The sequence below is a fragment of the Sphingomonas changbaiensis NBRC 104936 genome (assembly GCF_000974765.1).
Lineage (GTDB): Bacteria > Pseudomonadota > Alphaproteobacteria > Sphingomonadales > Sphingomonadaceae > Sphingomonas_B > Sphingomonas_B changbaiensis.
In genome coordinates this window covers 84,485-101,916 of the sequence record NZ_BBWU01000042.1, presented here as the reverse complement: position 1 = coordinate 101,916, position 17,432 = coordinate 84,485, and the positions used below count along the sequence as shown (strand labels likewise).

The window sequence follows — 17,432 nt, the reverse complement described above, 5'->3', positions numbered from 1 at the left end:
AACGGGTTAGCACAGCATTTCTGCATGCGCGATGACCTTCCGTTCCTTTCTGCTCGCCCTGCCGCTCCTCCTTGCCGGTTGCGGCCAGAGCGCCGCGCCGCCCGAAGCCCCGCTTGCCGGGGCTTCGATCGGCGGACCCTTCACGCTCGTCAACCAGGACGGTCGCCAGGTCAGCGACCGCGATTTCGCCGGCCGGTACCGCCTGATGTATTTCGGCTACACCTATTGTCCGGACGTCTGCCCGGTCGACCTGCAGAAGCTGATGGCCGGCTACAAGAAGCTGGAAGGCTCCGATCCCGCGCTGGCGGCGAAGATCGCGCCGATCTTCGTCACGATCGATCCCGCGCGCGATACGCCGCCGGTGCTGAAGCAATATGTGACCGCTTTCTCGCCCAAGCTGATCGGCCTGACCGGCACGCCCGACCAGATCGCCAAAGTCGCGAAGGAATATGCGATCACTTACTCCAAGCAGCAGCGGCCGGGCGCGACCGACTATCTGATGAACCACAGCCGCGTCGCCTATCTGTTCGGGCCGAAGGGCGACCCGATCGCGCTGATCCCGCAGGACGGCACGCCCGATGAGATCGCGGCGGAGCTGAAGAAGTGGGTGCGGTGAGCAGCGGACGGTTCTGGGAGGATCTGCCGCTCGAAGCGCTCGACCGCGCGCAATGGGAAGCGCTGTGCGACGGCTGCGGCAAATGCTGCGTCCACAAGCTCGAGGACGATGTGACCGGAGAGCTGTTCCCGACCAACGTCGCCTGCAAGCTGCTCGACCGGCACAGCGGCCGCTGCAGCAATTATCGCCACCGCCGCGCGTTCGTGCCCGAATGCGTGCGGTTGACGCCCAAGCTCGCCGCGACGCTCGACTGGCTGCCCGGCACCTGCGCCTATCGGCTGCGCGCCGAGGGCAAGCCGCTCGCTGACTGGCATCCGCTCAACAGCGGCGATCCGGATTCGGTGCACAAGGCGGGCATGTCGGTGCGCGGCTGGACGATCTCCGAGGTCGATGCGGGCGAACTTGAAGACCATATTCTCGAAGGCTGAACCGCGCTTCGACGGCCGGCCGGTGCAGGTCGTGCGCCACGCCGGCGCGCGCGTGATGCGGCTGCGCGTCGATCCGCGCGACGGTGCCGTCCGGCTGACGCTTCCCCGCCGCGCATCGCTGCGCCACGCCTATGCCTGGGTGGAGGAGCAGCGGCCCTGGGTGGAAGCCCAGCTTGCTGAGCGCCCGTCGGGCCGGCGCTTCGAGCCCGGCCTGAGCATCGCGGTCGGGGGTGAGCCGCTGGTGCTGGTTGCCGCGCCCGGATCGCGCGGCGTCCACCGTCGATCTGCGGAGCTTTGCGTCGGCGGCGACCCCGAGCTGTTCGAAGCACGGGTGCTGCGCTGGCTGAAGGGGGAGGCACGGCGCGTGCTGGACGCGGAGACGCGCGCGCTTGCCGTGCAAGCCGGAGTCAGCATCGGCCGCGTGACCGTCGGCGACACACGCTCGCGCTGGGGCAGCTGCTCAGCGAACGGCGATATCCGCTACAGCTGGCGCCTGATCCTCGCGCCGGCGTTCGTGCGACGGTCAACCGTGGCGCACGAAGTCGCGCATCGCGTGCACATGAATCACGGGCCCGCGTTCAAGGCACTGGAAGAGCAATTGCTCGGCGAAAGTCCGTCTGCCGCACGTGCGTGGCTTCGCGCCAACGGCGCCTCGCTTCACGGATACGGCCGGCCCTGATCCTGCGGCGGGAGGTCGCGCGGGCGGCCTCGAAACTCGCCCGGCGACGGTGGCGGCGGATAGGCGCGGGGATCGCGCGGAGGATAGCGGCCGTCCCGCGGGTCGCCCGGATAACGCGGATCCCGCTGCTGCTGCGGCGGTGGCGCAGAACGATCGCGGCCGAGCGCTCGGTCGAGGAATGCATCGTCGAGCCGTTCCTGGCCGCCCTGACCGGGCTGACCGGCCTGATCGGGCGGAATCCCCTGATTGTCATAGGGCCGCACGTCGGGCGGAATCGGGTTGCCCTGCTCGTCATAGAGCTGTTGTTGCTGCTGCTGAGGCGCCGGCTGGTCGCTGTTGCCGTAATAGGCCTCGGCGTCGGGCTCGAGCTGCCATTGGGGCAGCTTCACTTGCGTTTCGAACGGCTCGACGGGCCTGTCGGCGACGGCGACGCGCATATAGGCTGCGAACGCCCGCGCCGGCGCGGTGCCGCCCTGCAGTCCCGGTACGGGTCGCGCGTCGTCGCGGCCCATCCACACGCCGGTCGTCAGTCCGCTCGAAAAGCCGAGGAACCAGCCATCCTTGTTGCTGCTCGTCGTGCCGGTCTTGCCGGCAACGGGGCGGCCGATCTGCGCAGCACGCCCGGTGCCGGCCGACACCGCGCTCTGCATCAGGTCGGTCATCTCCGCCGCCACCCAGGGCGCGACCAGCACGCGCGAGGTGTCGGTCTCATGCTTGTAGAGCACGCGGCCGCCGGTCGTGGTCACCTTGGTGATGCCGTAAGGCACGATCGCGATGCCCTTGGACCCGACCGAGGCGAAGGCGCGGGTCATGTCGATCAGCCGCACGTCGGACGTGCCGAGCACCATCGACGGCTGGGTGTTGATCGGCGTCGTGATGCCGAACCGCCGCGCCATGTCGGCGATCGTCGTGGTGCCGACGTCCTGACCGATCTTCGCCGCGATCGTGTTGACGGAATAGGTGAAGGCGGTGCGCAGGTTGATCGCGCCGGTATAGCGGCCGTTGCTGTTGCGCGGGCTCCAGCCGCCGATCGTCACCGGCTCGTCGACGACGGTGTCGTCGGGCTTGTAGCCGGCCTCGAGCGCGGAGAGATAGACGAACAGCTTGAACGACGATCCCGGCTGCCGCGTCGCCTGCGTCGCGCGGTTGTAGATCGACTTCACATAATCCTTGCCGCCGATCATCGCGCGGACGGCGCCGTCGCGATCGAGCGAGACGAGCGCGCCCTGCGCCCCGTTCGGCACGTTGGCGCGGATCGCTTCCTGCGCCGCCTTCTGCATGTCGGGGTCAAGCGTGGTCCAGACGTCCAGCGGCTCGACGGTTTCGTCGATCAGCGTTTCGAGCTGCGGCAACGCCCAGTCGGTGAAATAGCGGGCGCTGTTCTCGTTCACGTCCTCGTTGAGCTTCACCTTCGCGCTTTCGGCGTTGGCGGCTTCGGCCGGCGTGATCACGCCGTTTTCGACCATCGAGTTCAGCACGACGCCCGACCGGCCGATCGCGGCCTCTGCATCGGCAGTCGGGGAATAGCGCGAGGGCGCCTTCACCAGGCCGGCGATCACCGCGGCTTCGGACAGGCTGAGATTGCTCGCCGAATGGCCGAAGAAACGGCGCGATGCGGCGTCGATCCCGTAGGAGCCGCCGCCGAAATAGACCTTGTTCAGATAGAGCTCGAGGATCTGGTCCTTGGTGAATTTCCGCTCGAGCGCCAGCGCCAGCAGCCATTCGCGCGCCTTGCGGGCGAAGGTGCGGTTGTTGGTCAGGAAGATGTTGCGCGCGAGCTGCTGGGTGATCGTCGATCCGCCCTGGGCCCAATAGCCGCGCTTCGCCCGCACATAGAGCGACCGCGCAATGCCGATCGGATCCACGCCCAGGTGCGAACGGAAGCGCTTGTCCTCGACCGAGGTCATCGCATCCTTCATCACCTGCGGGATCTGGTCGTAGCTCAGCCATTCGCCATAGCTCGGCCCCAGCGACACCAGCACCGATCCGTCCGCGGCATGGACGCGGATCATCTGCCCGTTGGGCGAGGATTTGAGCTCGGAATAAGTCGGCAGCGTCGACGCCTGCAGATAGACCGCAACGATAAGGGCGATGATCGCGACCAGCGCGCCGGCGCCGCCGATCTTCAGAATGCGGCCAAGCGTGCGCCGACCTTTCGACGGACCGGGTTTGGGCTGGGGAGGGCGCGAAGGGCGCGGAGGAGAAGCCATCGGGGTACGCCGGGTCTACTGGCTAAGCCCGCCTGTCACAAGGATGAACGAATGCCCCTTTCTGGCTTGCATGACCCGTTCACGTGTTCTTTTTCGCTCAGAATTTAGGCGGTCACCCTTGGTTAAAAGGAGAATTTGAAACCTCCGGTATTCGAGATCGTTAGAGTGCCGATTGATAACACGTCCATACCTAGAAGCACGTCGAACTCGGCATCCACCCCGCAATCGAACTCCGGACCTTCAATTTCCCGGTCCAGCAGATGGAAGAAAGGTTGATGATAGCCTAGCTCGCTTTGCTTCAAATCCACAAAGCCAAGCTTGAATATATAGGAATTGTGATAGCTTGGGCCGCCGAACCCTTGGATCCCCACGATCCCAGAAGGTTCGAGATTGAGCTTCTGAGCCGCCTTTTCAGTGATGCTGGTGACCTGCGCACCTGTATCCACGAGCGCACATAGAACCTGCATATTAAGGGATCGTCCGAGTGCGCCCGGTCCGATCGTATCCTCAAACCGAGTAATCGGCAGGAGAACAACGGAGACGAAAACTTGGGACCCGTTATGCGACCCGACAATATCTGGCATACGAGAAGTAGCCCAAGCTAACCGCGCCCTCTTTGATCTTCTGGACCGAAAACAGGCCGTCGTCAAAGCTCCGATGCCCCGTTGCTTGGGCTTCGGCAGCAGTTTGATAAGTTCCAACCAGGGCTTGATCCCTTAAGAGAGCATATTGCCCAGGCGCCTCCAGAAGAAGCCTAGGCAACATTCTTTCGAAAGCTTCGTAGTTGGCTACGAGCGTCTGTGTTTTTTCGATCGTCGCCATCGCTGTCTCCGTTCCCCCGACGAACGAATCGTATCAGGCGAACGATTCGCTGTCACGACGAGCTGAGTAGTTGGCGCGACGAACGGACTCGAAAGCGGGACGGACTCCCGTGCGGCTTTCCTATTGCGGCTTAAAATCCAGCGACACGCTGTTGATGCAGTAGCGCAGCCCGTCGGGGCCGGGGCCGTCGGGGAAAACATGGCCCAGATGCCCGTCGCACTTCGCGCAGCGCACTTCGACGCGGCGCATACCGTGGCTGACGTCCTCGTGCTCGGTCACCGCCCCGGGCGCGAACGGGTGGGTGAAGCTCGGCCAGCCCGATCCCGAATCATATTTGGTGTCGCTCGCGAACAGGTCCGCGCCGCACGCCGCGCAGCGGTACGTGCCTTGCGCCTTATTGTCATACAGCGCGCCGGCGAAGGCGCGTTCGGTGCCGGCTTCGCGCAGCACATGATATTGCTCGGGCGTCAGGCGCTTGCGCCACTCGGATTCGGGAAGGTCGAGCTTTTCCATGGCGGCAATGTGGGCCAATGGGCGCGGCGCTTCAATGGCCGACGCGGGTCGCGCGGGCGAGCAGGGTCGCGAGGCCCGGCGCCAGTCGCATCGTGCGGACCAGCAGTGGCGCTCTGGGCGGCCGCTCCGCAAACGCCAGGATCGCACGCGCGACGGCGATCGGCCGGCCCGTGCGGCGCGCCAGGTCGCGCTGGAACGCCTCGGCCGGGCGACCGGCCAGCACCGCTTCGCCGGCCAGCAGGCCGCTCGTCAGCGCGATCCCCATGCCTTCGCCCGCCAGTGACGGCATGACGCCAGCCTGATCGCCGAGCCGGTAGACGCCCGGCGTGGTTCCGGTCGCGCGCCAGCCATAGGGAACGGAGGCGATCGCATCGATGGCGGCTTGGTCTGCCAGCCAGGCCAGCCGCTCGCCGAGCGCGGGCACGTCGCGACCGATCGCGTGCAGCAGCGCGCGGGGGCCGCCCGCCTCGTTCAGCCGGGACTTGCGCACCGCCAGGCACAGGTTTGCGCTGCCGTCTTCCTGCAGCACCAGCCCGGCATAGCCGCGGTCGAACAGGTGCAGCTCGATCGCGCCGTCGACAAGCCGCGTCAGCGCCGGCGCGGGCCCGAGCCGCACGCGCAGCCCCAGCGCCGGGTCGCCGTCCGGCTTTGGCCGGCCGCCGCCACGCACGTCGTGCTTTCCGGTCGCCAGCAGCAGCCGGTCGGGCGCGAAGGTCTCGCCGTCGGTCCGGATCGTGCAGCCGTCCAGCGCGCGCGCCGTCACCTCGCGTTCGACCCGCGCGCCCAGCGCTTCGGCGTGTGCGAGCAGGCGCGAATCGAGCTGCCGCCGGGAGAGGCCGAGCGCGGGGCGCGGCAGTCGCGCGCTCGCAGAGCCGTTTGGTGAAAACAGCCGCACATGATCGACAGTCGCGCCGCGCAACTTTTCGATGCCCAGCCGCTCCAGCAGCGCCAGGCTATGCCAGCTCAGGAATCCGCCGCACAAGGCGTCGCCGGTTTCGCGCTGGCGTTCGAGCACCAACGGCCGCTCCCCGGCCTTCGCGAGCGTGATCGCGGCGGCCGAGCCGGCCGGCCCGCCGCCCAGGATTATCGTATCTTCTCGACGCACAGCCGGAACGGAAACGCGCGATAGACCCGCGCGCTGACGCCCGCCTCGGCCAGGATCGGCGGCCACTCGGCGGGGCGGTAGGACCGCGCGATCGACAAGGTACCGTCCTCACGGACGACGCGGTGCCAGCGCATCAGGCGGGCGAGGATCGGAAAGCCGAAATGCGGCAAGGCGTGGCGGTGCAGGTCGTTGACCAGCCAGCCCATTTGCGCGGTCGCGTCCATGAAGCGCAGGAACGCGACCAGCTGCGCGTGCGTCATGTGATGCGCGACCAGGCTCGAGACGATCAGGTCCCACGGCTGGCCGGCCAGCTCGACATAGTCGCCGGTCACATAGCGGATCGGGAGAGTGGACGGCGTCGCCGCGCGCGCCGCCGGCTCGCTGCGCGGGTTGAGGTCGATGCCGACCAGCTCGCATGTCTGGGCGCGCCGCTCGGCCCAGCGGGCGATCGTGCGCAGCATGTCGCCATGCCCGAAGCCGACATCGAGCAGGCGGAATGGCCGGCCCTTGGTCGCACGCTCGACGAATGAGAGCGTCGGCCGCGCCGCCATCGTCCACCAATTCGCCTTGGCCAGGTCGCCGATGATCGCCGCATAATCCGATGCGGACAGCTCCTCCGCATCCATCTGCTCATCGGCAAGGCTGCGGACTGCGAGGGTCATGCGCTGCGGAACCGAAATCCCTCGGCGGCGAGGCCGGGCCCGAAGGCGATCGCGACGCCGCGCTCGATCGGCCGGTCGAACAGCCGCGCCAGCACGAACATCAGCGTGGAAGACGACATGTTCCCGAAATCGCGCAGCACCGCGCGCGACTCGGCGAGCGAATCGGGCGGCAGCTGCAGCGAATTCTCGACCGCATCGAGAATCGAGCGGCCGCCGGCGTGCACCGCCCATTGATCGACACCGCCATCGACGATTGCTTCGCGCAGCTCCGGTTCGGCGAGCGCGGCTCCGATTCGGCCCGGCACTTCGCCCGACAGGTGCATCGCGAACCCCTCGTCGGTGATGTCCCAGCGGATCAGCCGGTCGGATTCGGCGAGCGTCGTCGCGAACGGCGTGTCGATCTCGATCCCGTCCGGCTCGGCCGTGACCAGCGCCGCGGCCGCTCCGTCGCCGAACTGCAGGCCGGCCAGCAGCGACTCGACTTCGTGCATCTCGTGCAGGTGCAGCGAGCAGATCTCGACGGTGACGACCAGCACCTTCGCGCTCGGGTCCGACCGCACGATGTGCCGCGCGCTCCTGAGCGCCACCACGGCGGCATAGCAGCCCATATAGCCGACCAGCAGCCGCTCGACCGACGGGCGCAGCCCCAGCCGGCGCGCGACGATCTGGTCGACGCCGGGCGCGACAAAGCCGGTGCAGCTCGCGACCACGATATGGGTGATCTCGGCAGGATCGAATTCGAGGCCGCCGATCGCCTTCAGCGCCAGCGCCGGCGCGACCTCGCCGTAAAGCCGCATCCGGGGCGCCGTGCTCGGCAGCATGTCGCCATGATAGAAGCCGCCGGGCTCGATCGGCGTTCCGCCATTGTCGGCGCGGGGCAGCACCGACCAGCGATGCTCGATCCCGCTGCGCCCGACCATCCGATCGAACAATTTGCGCTGGCGCGGGTCCGGAATCCTGTCCAGCGCCCAGCCGATAAAGGCCTGGTGAATGTCGTGGTCGGGCACGGCAGTCCCGATCGCATTGATGAACGCCTGGGCCACCCGGCTCTTTCTTTCTGTGGATTGCGACTGTGACCGATAACGCACCCGTTGGAAAGCCGGGCGCCGAACGCTAATCGAACCAACATGAACAGCGCCCCAACGCCGATGATGGCGCAATATCTGCGCCTCAAGGCGGAAGCGGACGATTGCCTGCTCTTCTATCGGATGGGCGATTTCTTCGAGCTGTTCTTCGACGATGCGAAAGCCGCCGCCGCCGCGCTCGACATCGCGCTGACGTCGCGGGGGGAACATGACGGCGCGCCGATCCCGATGTGCGGCGTGCCGGTCCATGCCGCCGAATCCTATCTCGCCCGGCTGATCAGGGCTGGCTTCCGGGTTGCCATCGCCGAGCAGACCGAGTCCCCTGCCGAGGCAAAGGCGCGCGGCTCCAAGGCGCTGGTCGAGCGCGCGATCGTCCGCTTCGTGACGGCGGGCACGCTGACCGAAGAGACGCTGCTCGACGCGCGCCGTTCGAACTGGCTGGTGGCGCTCGCGGAGATCGGCGGCATGCTCGGCCTCGCTGCCGCCGACATTTCGACCGGCAGTTTCGAGATCGCGGAGATCGCGCCGGACCTGCTCGATGCCGAGCTCGCCCATTACGCCGCCGCCGAAGTGATCGCGCCTGAAGGCTGGGGCCGAGCGACGGTCGAGCGGCCCCGCGCGTCGTTCGAGAGCACCGGGGCCGAGCGCCGGCTGTGTGGCTTGTTCGGCGTCGCAACGCTTGACGGGCTCGGCCAGTTCGGCCGGCCAGGCATAGCCGCGGCGGGCGGACTGGTCGCGTATCTGGAGCATGTCGGCAAGGGCGCGCTGCCGTTCCTGCAGCGGCCGCAGCATCGCTCCGCTTCGGAGCACATGCTGATCGACGCCGCCACGCGGGAGAGCCTGGAGCTGACTCAGGCGCAGGGCGGCGGCCGCAGCGGCAGCCTGCTCGACGCGATCGACCGCACCGTCACCGGCGCCGGCGCACGGCTGCTTGCCGGCGACCTCGGCGCGCCGCTCACCGATCGCCCCCGCATCCAGGCGCGGCTCGACCTCGTCGCGCTCTTTCACGAAGATGGTCTTCGCCACGCCACCCGCGCCGCGCTGCGGGCGATGCCGGACATCGGCCGCGCGCTCGGGCGGCTGGTCGCGAAGCGCGGCGGCCCGCGCGATCTCGCCCAGCTGCGCGACGGACTGATCGAGGCGCGCCAGCTGCGCGACCGGCTCGCCCGGATCGACCAGCCGCCGGCGCTTCTCGCGCAATTGCTTCCCGCTCTCGAAGGTCATGCCGCGTTCACAGACGTGTTGAGCCGCGCGCTTATTCCGAACCCGCCGCTCGATCCGTCGCAAGGCGGCTATATCGCCGAAGGCTATGATGCGGCGCTCGACGAGCTCCGCAGCCTCGGCGGCGAGGGACGGCGGGCGATCGCCGCGCTGGAGGCGCGCTACCGCGACCAGACCGGGATTCCGGCGCTCAAGATCCGCCACAACGGCGTGCTCGGCTACCATGTCGAAGTGCCCGCGCGCGCCGCCGACAAATTGATGGCGGCGGAATCCGGCTTCACCCACCGGCAGACGCTCGCCGGCGTCGTCCGCTTCAACGCGCCCGAGCTCCACGAGCAGGCGCTGCGCGTGACCCAGGCCGGCGCCCACGCGCTCGCCGCCGAAGCGGCGCATCTTGAGGATTTGAGCGAGCAGGCGCTCGCCCGCCGCGACGCCATTGCAGCCGCCGCGGACGCGATTGCCCGGCTCGACGTCGCCGCCGGCCTCGCCGAACGCGCGGTGGAAGGCGGCTGGTGCCGCCCGACGCTGGTCGAGCATCCGTGCCTGGAGATCGAGGCCGGACGTCACCCGGTCGTCGAGGCCGCGGTCGCCAAGGCCGGCGCGCGCTTCGTCGCCAACGATTGCCGGCTGTCGGAAGACGCGCGCCTGTGGCTGGTCACCGGGCCGAACATGGGTGGCAAGTCGACCTTTCTGCGCCAGAACGCGCTGATCGCCGTGCTGGCCCAGACCGGCAGCTACGTTCCCGCCGCTTCGGCCACGCTGGGCCTGGTCGATCGTCTGTTCAGCCGGGTCGGCGCGTCGGACAATCTGGCGCGCGGTCGCTCGACCTTCATGGTCGAAATGGTCGAGACCGCGGCGATCCTGGCGCAGGCGACCCCGCACAGCTTCGTGATCCTCGACGAAGTCGGCCGCGGCACCTCGACCTATGATGGCCTCGCCATCGCTTGGGCGGTGGTCGAGGCGGTGCACGACCTCAATCGGTGCCGCTGCCTGTTCGCGACCCATTATCACGAACTGACGCGCCTCGCCGGCACGCTCGACGCGCTCTCGCTCCATCACGTCCGCGCGCGCGAATGGAAAGGCGATCTCGTCCTGCTCCACGAAGTGGCGGAAGGCGCCGCCGACCGCAGCTATGGCCTGGCCGTCGCCAAGCTCGCCGGCCTGCCGCCGCCCGTGCTCGGGCGCGCGCGCGACGTGCTGAAGAAGCTGGAATCCGGCCGCGAAAAGACCGGCGGCATCGCCGCGGGCCTGGACGACCTCCCCCTGTTCGCGGCCACGGCGCAGGCCGACGACGCCGAATGCGACGCGATCCGCGCCGAGGTGGAAGGACTGGACGTCGACGCCCTCACGCCACGCGAGGCGCTGGAGGTGCTGTACCGGCTGAAGAGCATGGCGCGGGAATAAGCTCCTCCCCTTAGAGGGGAGGTGGCGCGCGAAGCGCGACGGAGGGGTGTCAGCGCTTCAGACTAGAACTCGGGCTGTGACACCCCTCCACCACTCGCTTCGCGAGCGGTCCCCCTCCCCTTGCAGGGGAGGATCAAGCCTTCGCCAGAACCGTAAACATCATTTCCGCCCGCAGCCGGAACCCCAGCGCTTCGTAAAGCCCGATCGCCCCTGCATTATCCGGGTAAACGTGCAGGAACGCGGCATCGCCTTCGCGCACGATCCGCTCGATCAGCACGCGCATCAGCTTGCCGGCATAGCCGCGGCCGCGAAACTCCGGATGGGTGCACACCGCGCTCACTTCGGTGAACCCGGGCACGCGCATCCGCTGGCCTGCCATCGCGACCAGACGCCCGCCTTCGCGCACGCCGATGAAATATCCCATCCGGTGCGTCTCGGCAAAGAACGGGCCTGGCGCGGTCAGCGTCGCCAGCGCCAGCATCTCCGCCGCATCGGCACCGCCCAGCACCAGATAGTCGAACGCTTCCGCCACGCCCGGGGATGCCGTCGCGACCATCTGGTTGACGATGGCCTGCTTCTCCACGCGCCCGCCCGGGATCGCAGGGAAGGGCGCCGCCTCAACCAGCCCGATCGGCCCGCCATCAGCCAGAAAGCGCCCGATCGCCTCGGCGCAGGCCTCGGAGGGCTCTGCCCCCGCGGCGAACAGATTGATCTCCGGACGATACCGCCGAGCGCGACCATCGCCGACGCTAAGCGCCGCCTGCCGCGTCGTTAGCGCATTCCACACGGGACGGTCGAGTGGATGATCGGTCACAACTCCCCCTTTCGCATCTGTGCTCCTATGTAGTCTGGATGGCCGGCCGCCTCGACTCCGTTCCCAACCGACGCGCGATCATCGATCGGCGGGCGCTGTCGGACTCGATCGCGGCGCTGGAGGGGGACGAAGCGGCCCTGCGGCAACAGGTGGTCGCGCTTTTGAAGGCTGCGCTCGAGGCGGGCCGCGCCGAGATCGCCGACCGGCTGACGCTTAATCCGTCGCGCGGGCTGGAGGCGGCGAGCGCGCAGGCGTTCCTGGTCGACCAGATCCTCCGCCTCACCTTCGATTTCACGACGCAGCGGCTGTACCGGCTCGGCAATCCCACGGCCGGCGAGCGGATCGCGCTGCTGGGCGTCGGCGGCTACGGGCGCGGCGAAATGGCGCCCTATTCGGACGTCGACTTGATGTTTCTGACGCCCTGGAAGCAGACCGGCTGGGTCGAGCAGGTCATCGAGTCGATGCTCTACACCCTCTGGGACCTGGGGCTGAAAGTCGGCCATTCCAGCCGTTCGCTCGACGACATGGTGCGGATGGCGCAAAACGATCTGACCGTCCGCACCGCGCTGCTGGAGAGCCGCTTCATCTGGGGCGACCAGGCGCTCAACGACGAAGGCATTGCGCGCTTCCACCGCGAGGTGGTCGCCGGCACCGACAAGGCATTCGTCGCGGCAAAGCTCGAGGAGCGGAATGAGCGGCACCGGCGCATGGGCGACAGCCGCTACGTCGTCGAGCCGAACGTGAAGGAAGGCAAGGGCGGCCTGCGCGACCTCCACACCCTGTTCTGGATCGGCAAATACGTCCACCGCGTCGATTCGGTCGCCGGCCTTGTCGATGCGGGGCTGCTGACCCGGGAAGAGCTGCATCAATTCCAGCGCGCCGAGAATTTCCTCTGGGCGGTGCGCTGCCACCTGCACATGGTCGCCGGGCGCGCCGAGGAACGGCTGACCTTCGACTATCAGCGCGAGATCGCCGAGCGAATGAGTTACGCGAACCGACCCGGAAAATCGGCGGTCGAGCGGTTCATGCACTATTATTTCCTGCAGGCGAAAACGGTCGGCGATCTGACCGGCCTGTTCCTTGACCATCTCGACGAGCAGTTCGCCCGGCCGGGACGCCGCTTCACGCTCGCCGCGATCCCGCGCCGCCCGCGCAAGCTGAACGGATTCAAGCTGGTCCGGGGCCGGCTGGCCTTGCCGTCCGACGATTTCCTGGAACAGGATCCGGTGCGGCTGATCGAGATGTTTGCGCTGGCGGACAAGCATGGGCTGGAACTCCACCCGGCCGCGGTCCGTGCCGCCCGGCGCGACGCCCGGCTGATCGATGCGAAGGTCCGCCGCGATCCGCGCGCGAACGCGCTGTTCCTCGACGTGCTGACCTCCCCGCGCGATCCGGAGACGGTGCTCAGGTGGATGAACGAGGCCGGGGTGTTCGGCCGCTTCGTGCCGGACTTCGGCCGGGTCGTCGCCCAGACCCAGTTCGATATGTATCATCACTATACGGTCGACGAGCATACGATCCGCGCGATCGGCCTGCTCGCGCAGATCGACCGCGGCGCGCTGAAAGCCGAACATCCGATTTCCACCGCGATCATCCGCCACATCGTCTCGCGGCGCGTGCTCTATGTCGCCGTGCTGCTGCACGACATCGCCAAGGGCCGGGGCGGCGATCACAGCGTGCTGGGGGCGGAGATCGCGCAGCAGCTCTGCCCGAGGCTCGGGCTTTCCCCGGCCGAGACCGAGACCGTCGCCTGGCTGGTGCGTCATCACCTGCTGATGTCGGCGACGGCGTTCAAGCGCGATCTCTCGGACTTCAAGACGATCCTCGATTTCGCCGAGGCGGTGCAGAGTCCGGAACGGCTGAAGCTGCTGCTGGTGCTGACGATCGTCGATATCCGCGCGGTCGGTCCCGGCGTCTGGAACAGCTGGAAGCGCCAGCTGCTGACCGACATCTTCGAGGGCGCAGAGGAAGTGCTGCGGCTCGGCCACAAGCAGACCGGGCGCAAGGAACGGGTCGAGGCGAAGCAGCGCGCGGTGGCGGAAGGGCTCGGCTGGCCGGATGCCGACTTCGCGGCCCTCGCGCGCCGGCTGCCCGAGGCCTATTGGATCGCAGAACCGATCGACATCCTCGAAGCCAACGCCCGGCACGTCGCCGCTGCCGGCGACCAGCAGCTGTCGATTGCCGCCTCCGTCTACCCCGAACGCGGCGCGACGCTGGTGACTGTCTATGCGAGCGACCATCCGGGGCTGTTCTACCGCATCGCCGGCGCCATTCATCTGGCCGGCGGCAGCATCATCGACGCGCGCATTCACACGACGCAGGACGGCATGGCGCTCGACAACTTCCTGGTCCAGGACCCGTTCGGCCGCCCGTTTGACGAAGCCAGCCGGCTGGAGCGGCTGAAGGCGGCGATCGAGGACGCGCTCGCCAACCGCACGCGCCTGCCGGAGCGGCTGGCGGCCAAGCCCTTACCGCGCGTGCGGGCGGAGGCGTTCCCGATCGCGCCCAACGTGCTGATCGACAACCGCGCGTCGAACCGCTTCACGGTCGTCGAGGTCAATGCCCGCGACCGCCCCGCGCTGCTCCACGCGCTCGCCTACGGGCTGTTCCAGTCGAAGATGACGATCCACTCCGCCCATATCGCCACGTATGGCGAGCGCGCGGTCGATACCTTTTACGTCACCGACCTGATCGGCGCTAAGATCACTTCGCCTGCGCGGCTGAAGAGCCTGGAGAAAAGGCTGCTGGAGGCGGCGGAAGGCACCGCGGGAGAGAAAGCGGCGGCGTAAGCAAATCCTCCCCAAGCTCGCTTGGGGAGGGGGACCATGCGAAGCATGGTGGAGGGGCCCGGAGCGAAGCGGAGGGTGTTTCCGCCCGTGCCGCGGTCGGCCCCTCCACCACTCGGCTGGGCCGAGCGGTCCCCCTCCCCTCAGCAGAGCTGAGGGGAGGACCTGATCAGAACCGCGTGCGGACCGTCACGCCGTAGGTGCGCGGCTCCGCCAGGAAGGCCGAGAAAATCTGGGCGGCGCCCGGATATTCCGCGGTCGTGAAGGGCGCGATCGTGCGCCCCGCCTGGAACGGCGTATTGAACGCGACCTGGGCATAGTTCTTGTTGAACATGTTCTGCACGAACACCTCGACCGCCCAGCGCTCATGCGGGCCGCGGATGCCGATGCGGCCGTTGAACACCGCAAAGCCATCCTGGCCTTTCTGCGGGAAGAGGTCGGACCCGGTGTTGTAGTCGCTGGTGACGCGGCCATCGACATAGAGCAGGCCGGTAATGCCGCCGTCGCCGATCGGCGGCGTCCAGGTGAACGAGCCGGTCGCGACCGCTTCCGGTGCGTTCGACAATTTGCGGCCGGGCAGCTCGCGCAGCGCCGGGTCGAGCGGCACGCCGCTCGCATTGCCGACCAGGTTCTGGCGATAGTGCGTATTCGCGACCGTCAGGCCCAGGCCGATCGACACGTCGCGCGTCGGCCGGATCGCGCTTTCGATCTCGACGCCCGTCGACAGCACGCCGGGGCCGACGTCGTTGGCCGGGCAGCTGCCGGTTGCCTTCGCGGCCGCATTGAAGTTGGGCAGCAGCGGCGAGACATCCTGGTCGCGGTCTGCCCCGCCCAGATCCTGGCTGCAGCCGTTGACGTTCTGGACCAGGAAGACCGAGCCGTTGAACGTGTTCAGCTGGAAGTTGGAGAAGCGCTGGTGGAACGCCGCTACGTTCAGCGAGAACATGCGGCTCGAATATTTGAAGCCGAGCTCATAGGCGTCGTTGGTTTCCTGCGCGAACTGCAGGTTGCCGACCAGGGACTGGGCACCGCCCGCCGCGGCGAACGTGGTGGTGGGCACGCCGTTCACGAGGAAGATCGGCGGCTTCAGCGCCGAGCGGTCGAGATTGAACCCGCCCGCCTTGTAGCCGCGCGAATAGCTCGCATACACCAGCCAGTCGGGCGACGGCTTCCATGAAACGACCGCAGTGCCGGTGAACTCGCTCTCGCCGCGCCGGTCGCTGATCGACACGCCGTTAAGCTCGGACGTCGCGTTGCCCTGGCAGCTGAGGTTGATCAGCGCGCCCGCGGCCGCGGACAGCGGCGTCGTCAGCAGCGGCGTCAGGTTGGCCTGCTGCACGGGGCAGATGGTATTGTTGTTATTGAAGGTCGCCCCGAACTTCTTGCGGTCGTGCGTGTATCGCGCGCCCAGGGTGATGTCGAAGGTGTCGGTCAGGTGGAAGATGTTGTGCGTGAAAAACGCGAAATTGGTGTCGCGCTGGCGATAAAGGGCATTGTTATCGCCGACATTGTTGATCGCGTCGAGCCGGTCGAAGCCCGCCACGATCGCCGGGCCGCCGGCGCCGAACGGTGACGGAATGCCCTGGGCGGCCAGCTGTCCGCTCAGGACGGCGCGGCCGGTCGGGCTCAGACACGCCGCGCTGCCCGGGCTGAAGAAGCTGCTCGGAAAGCCGAACGCGCCGACCAGCCGGCATGTCGCGAAGCGGCCATATTGGGTGCCGAATTTCAGATTGTCGGTCAGGTCGAGCTTTTCGTTGGCGAAATAGCCGCCGATCAGCCAGTCGAGCTTCTTGTCGAATGCCGAGCCTTGCAGCCGCAGCTCCTGGCTGAACGTGCGGAATTCACGCTGATAGGCCGCATTGCCGGGCGCGCGGTACAGGATGTCGACGAACGAATAGTCGGTGTCCGATCCCTGGTTCGACTTGTAGTCGCGATAGGCGGTGATCGAGGTCAGGTTCGCCTCGCCAAGCTTCCAATTGACCTCGCCGGAGACGCCCCAATCCTTGGTGATGCCCCGATAGCTGCGGCCCGGCGACGGATAGATGTTGCGCGAAAAGGGATTGCTGAACGCCGCCGCCGGCTCGCCCAGGCCCAGCAGCGCCTGGATGATCGTGTTCTTGGTCGGATCGAGCAGGTTCCGATTGGCGGGGTTCACCGTCTGGTCGATATAGACGGCGCCGCAGCATTTCTCGTCGCGGTGGGTGTAGTCGCCGATGATCCGCACCGACAGGTCATCGCTCGGCTCGTAGAGCAATTGGCCGCGCACGAAATAGCGATCGCGGTCGTTGACGTCGGTGTTGTTGGTGACGTCGTGATAGAAGCCGTCGCGCTTCACATAAACGGCGTCCAATCGCGCAGCGAGCGTCTTGGTGATCGGGCCCGTCACTGCTCCCGCGGCGCGGATGGAGTTATAATTCCCGTAATTGAACTCGCCATAGCCGCCGAAATCGAAGCTCGGCTTCTTGGTGATGATGTGGATCAGGCCGGCCGAGGCGTTGCGGCCGAACAGCGTGCCCTGCGGCCCGCGCAGCACTTCGATGCGGTCGACTTCGCCGAGCTCGTTCAGGCCGATGCCGGAGCGCGAGCGATAGACGCCGTCGACGAACACCGCGACCGAGCTTTCGAGGCCCGGATTGTCACCGACCGTGCCGATGCCGCGGATGCGGGCCGACCCGTTCGCTTCGGAGCCGGTCGACGACACCAGCAGCGACGGCGCGAGCTGGTTCAGCTGGCGGATATCGTTGGCGCCGGAGTTCTGCAGCGATTCCGCCGACACGGCCGAAACCGCGATCGGCACGTCCGACAGCGCCTCGGCGCGGCGGGTGGCGGTGACGATAATGTCGCCGGCATTGGCGACCTGGTCCGAGGCATCGCTCGCGGCCGGTCCGGCCGTCGACGACGCGCTCTGCGTGTCCTGCGCAAATCCCGGCGCCGCGAATGTAAAAAAGGCCGCACCCAGCAGCCAAGCCGACTTCGTCATCCCATCCTCCCCACGAACGTCATGCTCCCGGGGCGGAGTGTAGAGTCACGGCACCGTAACATCCACAACACTGCCGCGCACCGGGAGATTTCCCGACGCGTTGCGGC

General features: G+C 67.5%; 14 protein-coding genes. 5 read left to right on the top strand and 9 right to left on the bottom strand.

The window, feature by feature from the left end; all coding sequences use genetic code 11:
* The first annotated feature begins 31 nt into the window (after window positions 1-31).
* Genes SCH01S_RS11075 through SCH01S_RS11065 form a run of 3 tightly spaced genes read left to right on the top strand, consistent with a single transcriptional unit; the run spans window position 32 to window position 1,723 of the window.
* Window positions 32-616: an SCO family protein gene (locus SCH01S_RS11075; protein ID WP_046348865.1), complete on the top strand. Its 585-nt coding sequence runs from the start codon at window positions 32-34 to the stop codon at window positions 614-616.
* Window positions 604-1,044 carry a YcgN family cysteine cluster protein gene (locus SCH01S_RS11070; protein ID WP_046348864.1) on the top strand — a complete coding sequence of 147 codons (441 nt, stop codon included), beginning with the start codon at window positions 604-606 and terminating at the stop codon, window positions 1,042-1,044. The genes SCH01S_RS11075 and SCH01S_RS11070 overlap by 13 nt, the downstream gene beginning before the upstream one ends.
* A complete protein-coding gene (locus SCH01S_RS11065; RefSeq protein WP_245612237.1) occupies window positions 1,019-1,723 on the top strand; it encodes a M48 family metallopeptidase in 705 nt (234 codons plus the stop codon). Before SCH01S_RS11070 ends, SCH01S_RS11065 begins: the two co-directional genes overlap by 26 nt.
* Here the strand turns inward: SCH01S_RS11065 and SCH01S_RS11060 are convergent.
* From SCH01S_RS11060 to SCH01S_RS11030, 7 genes are all read right to left on the bottom strand, one after another.
* The gene (locus tag SCH01S_RS11060) at window positions 1,702-3,933 is read right to left on the bottom strand and encodes a transglycosylase domain-containing protein (RefSeq protein WP_084689521.1); all 2,232 of its coding nucleotides are present in this window, start codon (window positions 3,931-3,933) and stop codon (window positions 1,702-1,704) included. The two genes, SCH01S_RS11065 and SCH01S_RS11060, sit on opposite strands and share 22 nt — an antisense overlap.
* A gap of 122 nt (window positions 3,934-4,055) precedes the next feature.
* Window positions 4,056-4,517, bottom strand: a complete 462-nt coding sequence (locus SCH01S_RS11055; RefSeq protein WP_084689520.1) for an aspartyl protease family protein — start codon at window positions 4,515-4,517, stop codon at window positions 4,056-4,058.
* Window positions 4,492-4,755 carry a hypothetical protein gene (locus SCH01S_RS16485; protein ID WP_046348861.1) on the bottom strand — a complete coding sequence of 88 codons (264 nt, stop codon included), beginning with the start codon at window positions 4,753-4,755 and terminating at the stop codon, window positions 4,492-4,494. The genes SCH01S_RS11055 and SCH01S_RS16485 overlap by 26 nt, the downstream gene beginning before the upstream one ends.
* A gap of 120 nt (window positions 4,756-4,875) precedes the next feature.
* Window positions 4,876-5,268, bottom strand: coding sequence for a peptide-methionine (R)-S-oxide reductase MsrB (gene msrB / locus SCH01S_RS11045; RefSeq protein ID WP_046348860.1), 393 nt, complete (start codon window positions 5,266-5,268; stop codon window positions 4,876-4,878).
* Between the two features lie 31 nt (window positions 5,269-5,299).
* A complete protein-coding gene (locus SCH01S_RS11040) occupies window positions 5,300-6,373 on the bottom strand; it encodes an NAD(P)/FAD-dependent oxidoreductase (RefSeq protein ID WP_046348859.1) in 1,074 nt (357 codons plus the stop codon).
* Window positions 6,352-7,035, bottom strand: a complete 684-nt coding sequence (locus tag SCH01S_RS11035; RefSeq protein WP_046348858.1) for a methyltransferase domain-containing protein — start codon at window positions 7,033-7,035, stop codon at window positions 6,352-6,354. Before SCH01S_RS11035 ends, SCH01S_RS11040 begins: the two co-directional genes overlap by 22 nt.
* Window positions 7,032-8,123 carry a type III polyketide synthase gene (locus SCH01S_RS11030; RefSeq protein WP_084689519.1) on the bottom strand — a complete coding sequence of 364 codons (1,092 nt, stop codon included), beginning with the start codon at window positions 8,121-8,123 and terminating at the stop codon, window positions 7,032-7,034. The genes SCH01S_RS11035 and SCH01S_RS11030 overlap by 4 nt, the downstream gene beginning before the upstream one ends.
* Window positions 8,124-8,183: 60 nt before the next feature.
* On the opposite strand from SCH01S_RS11030, the gene mutS reads away from it, so the two are divergent.
* Entirely contained in the window at window positions 8,184-10,745 is a 2,562-nt protein-coding gene (mutS, locus tag SCH01S_RS11025) for a DNA mismatch repair protein MutS (RefSeq protein WP_046348906.1), read from the top strand.
* A gap of 133 nt (window positions 10,746-10,878) precedes the next feature.
* On the opposite strand, the gene SCH01S_RS11020 is transcribed toward mutS, so the two are convergent.
* A complete protein-coding gene (locus SCH01S_RS11020) occupies window positions 10,879-11,559 on the bottom strand; it encodes a GNAT family N-acetyltransferase (protein WP_046348856.1) in 681 nt (226 codons plus the stop codon).
* Between the two features lie 38 nt (window positions 11,560-11,597).
* Between SCH01S_RS11020 and SCH01S_RS11015 the strand changes: the two genes are divergently transcribed.
* On the top strand, window positions 11,598-14,348 hold the full coding sequence (locus SCH01S_RS11015) for a [protein-PII] uridylyltransferase (RefSeq protein ID WP_046348855.1): 2,751 nt from the start codon (window positions 11,598-11,600) through the stop codon (window positions 14,346-14,348).
* A gap of 166 nt (window positions 14,349-14,514) precedes the next feature.
* Here the strand turns inward: SCH01S_RS11015 and SCH01S_RS11010 are convergent, their stop codons facing one another.
* Window positions 14,515-17,325 (bottom strand): TonB-dependent receptor, encoded by a 2,811-nt coding sequence (locus tag SCH01S_RS11010; protein WP_046348854.1) that lies wholly within the window; start codon window positions 17,323-17,325, stop codon window positions 14,515-14,517.
* Between the last annotated feature and the right edge of the window lie 107 nt (window positions 17,326-17,432).

Bases quoted from the DNA above. Each gene is read 5' to 3' on its own strand.
- SCH01S_RS11035 (WP_046348858.1), bottom strand. From the start codon at position 7,035: ATGACCCTCGCAGTCCGCAGCCTTGCCGATGAGCAGATGGATGCGGAG.
- mutS (WP_046348906.1), top strand. From the start codon at position 8,184: ATGATGGCGCAATATCTGCGCCTCAAGGCGGAAGCGGACGATTGCCTG.
- SCH01S_RS11060 (WP_084689521.1), bottom strand. From the start codon at position 3,933: ATGGCTTCTCCTCCGCGCCCTTCGCGCCCTCCCCAGCCCAAACCCGGT.
- SCH01S_RS11010 (WP_046348854.1), bottom strand. From the start codon at position 17,325: ATGACGAAGTCGGCTTGGCTGCTGGGTGCGGCCTTTTTTACATTCGCG.
- SCH01S_RS16485 (WP_046348861.1), bottom strand. From the start codon at position 4,755: ATGGCGACGATCGAAAAAACACAGACGCTCGTAGCCAACTACGAAGCT.
- msrB (WP_046348860.1), bottom strand. From the start codon at position 5,268: ATGGAAAAGCTCGACCTTCCCGAATCCGAGTGGCGCAAGCGCCTGACG.
- SCH01S_RS11075 (WP_046348865.1), top strand. From the start codon at position 32: ATGACCTTCCGTTCCTTTCTGCTCGCCCTGCCGCTCCTCCTTGCCGGT.
- SCH01S_RS11015 (WP_046348855.1), top strand. From the start codon at position 11,598: ATGGCCGGCCGCCTCGACTCCGTTCCCAACCGACGCGCGATCATCGAT.
- SCH01S_RS11055 (WP_084689520.1), bottom strand. From the start codon at position 4,517: ATGCCAGATATTGTCGGGTCGCATAACGGGTCCCAAGTTTTCGTCTCC.